Genomic DNA, 5143 nt, shown 5'->3' with positions numbered 1-5143 from the left:
TGCGTCGCGCTGGGCCGGCGCCACTGCGTCGAATGTCGGCCGTCGTGCTGGCAGTTTTGGCGCTGCAAATCAGCCTTGGTTTGGGCAATATCCTGCTAAAATTCCCCCTCTGGGTGACCGTGTCACATAATCTGGGCGGCGCCCTGCTTCTACTGACTCTGGTCACCCTCAACTACGGTTTGCGAACGGCCGAACCGATGGAGCAACAATCGTGAGTGATACCGCAACCAAGGGCCGGGCAACCTGGCGCGATTACTACGAAATGTGTAAGCCCAATGTGGTTTACCTGATGCTGGTAACCGCGATGATCGGCATGTTTATGGCGGTGCCGGGGATGGTGCCGTGGGAGGTGCTGGTGTTTGGCAACCTCGGTATTGGTCTGTGTGCGGCCTCGGCGGCAGCAGTGAATCACCTGGTAGATAGACGCGTTGATCTGGTAATGGCGCGCACCCATAACCGACCTGTGGCGCAGGGCCGCATTGATACCGCCCATGCGGTGGTTTTCGCTCTGGTGCTGGGCGTGGTGGGTATGGCCATGTTGATTATCAAGATCAATCAGTTGACCGCTTGGCTAACACTGGCGTCACTGCTGGGTTACGCGGTGGTCTATACCCTGTGGCTGAAACGCGCCACCCCGCAAAATATTGTGATCGGGGGCTTGGCCGGTGCAGCTCCCCCGCTGCTGGGCTGGACCGCAGTGACCAACGAGGTCCACGGTCATGCGCTGCTGCTGGTGTTGATTATCTTTGCCTGGACACCACCGCACTTCTGGGCGCTGGCAATCGCCCGCAAGGAAGAGTACGCGAAAGTGGATATTCCCATGTTGCCGGTCACGCACGGCGTAAAATACACCGCGCTGCAAATTATGCTCTATACCCTGATTCTGTTCGCTGTGTCGTTGATGCCTTTCGCGACAGGTTTGAGTGGCTCACTGTATCTGCTTGGTGCTGTGGTGCTTGGTGTGGGTTTCATCTACTGGGCCGCTGTGCTGATGCGGGGCAAAAACCCTAAAGCGCCCATGGAAACCTTCAAATACTCGCTAATTTATTTGCTGGCGTTGTTTGTCATCATGCTGGTTGATCACTATATGCTGCCAGCGGTAACCATTTATGAACTGGGAGGCCAGCGTGGCGTATCCTGAACCCTTCCAAAAGGTTAGTCATCAGCGCAAGCGAGGCATACACCTGACGGTTGCTATTGTTGTGGTTGTCGCGGCGACCTTCGTCGCTGGTTTTTTCTGGGCTTTTACCCGCGAGCGCGTGCTCAGCCCGGAAGAATTGCAGGCCAACGGCGCGCTGTTATTCGAGAAGGCCCGCAAACTGCCGGAGTTCACTCTCACCAACGATCTCGGCGAGCCCGTGACGGCCGACTGGTTTAAAGGTCAGTGGGATATCGTGTTTTTTGGCTACACGTTTTGCCCGGATATCTGCCCTACCACGCTTGCTCTGCTCAAACAGTACTATGACCAACTCCCGGTTGAGCAGCAGGGCCAGACCCGCATTGTGTTGGCTAGCGTTGATCCCGCGCGTGACACGACGACCCAGCTGAATCAGTACCTTGCCTATTTTCATCCAGAGTTCCGTGGTGTCAGTGGCGAGTTTCTGGACGTGCACCGCTTCGCCACCGGGCTTGGCGCACCGTTTAACAAAGTGCCCGGTGGTGGCGATAATTATCTGGTGGATCACAGTGGCAATGTGGCGCTGATTAATCCGGCCGGACATTTCGTTGGGATTCTGAAGGCCCCGATCAGTGTCGAGCAGATCAATCGAGTAATGCCAAGCTTCAAGGCGCTCCGGTAACCTAGCGCAACCGAGCTAAAGCGGCTGCGCTCTCCTCGACGCTGCCCGGCTCATAATGCCAAACGGGGGCGCCGCAGCGTTTGGCCGTTTTATTCAGTAGGGCCAGCGGGTCTTTCTTGAAGGGGCGGTATTTCTCCCGGAACAGATTGGCGCACAGGGCCTCGGTCATCTCAATCGTAAAGCGATCTATCTCGGCGACGACGTCTTCTGTCGATGCCTTTTTTCCCGACAACTCGGCGCGTATTTCCCGCTCTTTTGCAGCCCATGCACTGACCAGCTGTAACACCCCCAGTGGCATGCGACGCTCGGCCAGGGATTGGCCGATTGCTTGGGAAAACTCGGCAATTGCTCTTTCTATTAGAGCGCGCATCGGTCCGCTCCAAGAAAATTCGTCAGCGATGCCACTGATACCGGGATTGTCTAATCCCATTTTCTGGATAAAACCGGCGTGGTAGCAGTACGGCAAGGTCTGTTTGCAGCAATAGCCCCAGGCGCCGTTAATTCCCAGCAGTAGATGGTTGGCCAGAGGCTCGGCATTTTTACTGTCGTCCAGCAGGGCGAGATAGTGCTCGCTCCAGTCATTGAAAACCTTGTAGCGATAAAGAAAGGCGGTGTGAATCAGCGTGTCTTTGTCGCCGTAATAGTGCTGAACAGCAGCGCCATTGCGGGTGCCGGCGTTTTCTAGGATGCCGGCAATCCGTGCGCCCTCTTTGCCAAAACGTGCCACCTGCTTTTCGATAGACAATAGCATGCGTTCTGCTATGGGCAGGTCACGGTAATGGGCGACGAATGCCTCTGCGTCTTGATCAATCTTTATCAATGAACCACTCCGGAGGAATTGCCAGCAGATCTTCAAACACAGCTTTGAAATCTGCAGTTGCGTTCGCGGCCTGGTATTTTTCGCGTTGCAGGCTTGCGGCGAGGGACTCCACCAGGTCTTCCAAAAATGTCACCAGCTGGCCTGCGGCGTCGGCAACCCGGCCTTCGTCACAGGCTTCGCGCAGCGCGCGCTCCTTTTTGGCCAGCGTGCCAGCAGTTAGCGGTGTAACCAAGTGCATGCGATAGAGCGCCTCTTCGGCGCCTAGCTGCTCCGAAAGTGCATCGGATATGGCGGTAAAGGCAGCTCGCAGTGGCCTGAACCAGGGATAGCGATCGTGGCTTTCGATGCGGTCTGGGTCCAGAGTTTCTATTTGCTCAGCACAGCCACAGTAGTAAGCTGCCGGCAGCGTGTGATAAATGATCAGGCAGCGGGGCGCAAAAATGGCAAAAAGATAATGCTGAATCGTTGTTTTATCGCGAACCTCTGCCGACCAGCGTTGCAGAATGATGTCTGCATAGTGATTCATCGCTTTGTAGCGGTAGTAGTAAACCGCTTCCTGCAGTTTTTCCATATCGCCGTAATGGTAGCGAATCGAGGATATATTGCTTGAACCGGCGTCTTTCACCACGCGTTGAATACGTGTACCCGGAAGCGTATGCAGGGCAATATCTCGCTCCGAGGCGATGATTAGGCGCTCTTTCAATGGTAAATTTGGAAACAATTGGGCTGTCTTTTTCACACCTCAACCACTACTTGCCACTTTATAAATTTTGTTTAATTGTGGGACGGCAAGTTAATACTTACTTGCCGTCATTGCAAGTTGCTATGTCGCCCTCAAATGGTGCGTTTCCAGTAGCGCGAGAGCAGGGATAGAAAAAATAGTAGGGAAGCAAATAGTACAATAGCTGGCCCAGCGGGAATATCCAGCTGAAGTGCGCAAAGCATGCCGCCGATCACAGAAATCATACCCAATGCGGTTGCGCTCAGGGCTACCCCTTCAGGACTGCGGCTGAAACTGCCGGCAGCCGTTGCCGGTATGATGAGCAGAGCACTGATCAACAGCACGCCGACAATCTTCATGCCGACCGCCACGACGAGCGCAATCAGCACCATCTGTAGGACCTCCAGATGGACCACAGCGCGGCCTTCAACCTGCGCCAGATCTCGGTGGGCCGCCAGGGCGACCAGACCATTCCAGTTGAGCATAAGCAATACGACGCAACTGCCTGAAACAGCGCCGAGTAGCAGTAGATCGCGCAGATTAACCGCCAGAATGTCGCCGAACAGAAAGCTGTTGAGGTCGATACTGTTGCCCGACTGCAGGGATACCGCAACCAGTCCCAGTGCCAGCGATGTGTGAGAGGCGATGCCCAGCAGGCTGTCCAAATTGTGGCCGCTGATTCTGTGCAGTGGGCCCAAGCCGAGCGCGAGTACCACGCAGACAGTAACTACAGACAACTCGATCGAGGTTTCCAGCATCAGTCCAAGCGCCACGCCTAGCAGCGCAGAGTGGGCTAAGGTGTCGCCGTAGTAAGCCATTCGCTGCCAGACAATGATGGTACCCAGAGGTCCAGTGGCTGTTACCAGCATCAGGCCGGCGGCCATGGCATACAGCAGTAAGTCAGTCATGCTGGCAACCCTCGCCGATCACATCGCCGTGGATACTGTGGGCGTGATCGTGCTCATGTACATAGGGCGCGAGTGCAGGATCGGTCTCCTGTCCGAACAGTGTCAGGTAGGCCGGATCGCTGCTGACGGTCTGGGGGTGGCCGTGGCAGCAGATGTGTTGATTCAGGCAAATCACGGAATCGGTTTTGGCCATGACCCAGTGCAGATCGTGGGAAACCACCAGCACCGCGCAGCGCAGTTCGTCCCGCAGGTCGGAAATTCGCTGATATAGCGCCTCCTGACCAGTGATGTCGACGCCTTGAGCTGGTTCGTCGAGCACCAGTAGCTGTGGTTTGGCGAGCAATGCGCGCGCCAGTAGAACGCGCTGGGTTTCACCGCCCGACAACTTGTGCATGGAGCTGCTGCCCAAGTGACTGGCGCCTGCGCGCTGCAGGGCCTGGTCGGTGGTCATTGCGCTGTGATGGGCGAGGCTAAGAAAGCGCTTTACGGTCAGTGGCAATGTCGTGTTGGTGGTGAGTTTCTGGGGCATATAGCCTATGCGTAGCCGGGGTGTGCGCTGAATATGTCCGCTGGTGGGTTGGGCCAGCCCCAGTATCAGTCGCACCAGTGACGTTTTACCGGCGCCGTTGGGTCCGATTACGCTGGTTATTTCAGCTTCCCGCAGCGTCAGTGAAATATGCGATAGGATGTCGCGCTCACCCTGTTTTAGGCAGATGTTATCGAGTGAAATCAGGGGTTTCATACGGCCGCCTGGCAGTTTGGGCAGGAACCTACGATCTCAACACTGCTCTGGTGAATCGTGAATCCGCGGGCGGCGGCGCAGCTGGTTAGCGCCTGGCTCACCGGCTCTGCAGCCATCTCTACCGTGGTCTGGCAGTGCCGGCAAATCAGAAAT

General features: G+C 56.1%; 7 protein-coding genes. 3 read left to right on the top strand and 4 right to left on the bottom strand.

Annotation, left to right across the window (positions count from 1 at the left end):
• From ABYP39_RS17195 to ABYP39_RS17185, 3 genes are all read left to right on the top strand, one after another.
• Positions 1–215 (top strand): COX15/CtaA family protein (locus tag ABYP39_RS17195; RefSeq protein ID WP_372783814.1); only part of this gene is annotated, 215 nt, incomplete at its 5' end.
• Entirely contained in the window at positions 212–1141 is a 930-nt protein-coding gene (gene cyoE / locus ABYP39_RS17190) for a heme o synthase (RefSeq protein WP_372747314.1), read from the top strand. The genes ABYP39_RS17195 and cyoE, both read left to right, overlap by 4 nt.
• Positions 1128–1799: an SCO family protein gene (locus ABYP39_RS17185; protein WP_372747315.1), complete on the top strand. Its 672-nt coding sequence runs from the start codon at positions 1128–1130 to the stop codon at positions 1797–1799. Before cyoE ends, ABYP39_RS17185 begins: the two co-directional genes overlap by 14 nt.
• Position 1800: 1 nt before the next feature.
• Here ABYP39_RS17185 and ABYP39_RS17180 read toward each other — a convergent pair whose 3' ends face one another.
• The 4 genes from ABYP39_RS17180 to znuC form a co-directional block, all read right to left on the bottom strand.
• The gene (locus ABYP39_RS17180) at positions 1801–2619 is read right to left on the bottom strand and encodes a hypothetical protein (RefSeq protein ID WP_372783812.1); all 819 of its coding nucleotides are present in this window, start codon (positions 2617–2619) and stop codon (positions 1801–1803) included.
• Positions 2606–3358 (bottom strand): hypothetical protein, encoded by a 753-nt coding sequence (locus ABYP39_RS17175; protein ID WP_372783810.1) that lies wholly within the window; start codon positions 3356–3358, stop codon positions 2606–2608. The genes ABYP39_RS17180 and ABYP39_RS17175 overlap by 14 nt, the downstream gene beginning before the upstream one ends.
• A gap of 95 nt (positions 3359–3453) precedes the next feature.
• Positions 3454–4248 carry a metal ABC transporter permease gene (locus tag ABYP39_RS17170; RefSeq protein WP_372747318.1) on the bottom strand — a complete coding sequence of 265 codons (795 nt, stop codon included), beginning with the start codon at positions 4246–4248 and terminating at the stop codon, positions 3454–3456.
• Positions 4241–4990, bottom strand: a complete 750-nt coding sequence (znuC, locus tag ABYP39_RS17165; protein ID WP_372747319.1) for a zinc ABC transporter ATP-binding protein ZnuC — start codon at positions 4988–4990, stop codon at positions 4241–4243. Before znuC ends, ABYP39_RS17170 begins: the two co-directional genes overlap by 8 nt.
• Between the last annotated feature and the right edge of the window lie 153 nt (positions 4991–5143).

Source organism: Litorivivens sp. (genome assembly GCF_041625495.1).
GTDB lineage: Bacteria > Pseudomonadota > Gammaproteobacteria > Pseudomonadales > Spongiibacteraceae > Litorivivens.
The sequence above is the reverse complement of the archived record's forward strand: the minus strand, read 5'-3'. Positions and strand labels throughout refer to the sequence as shown.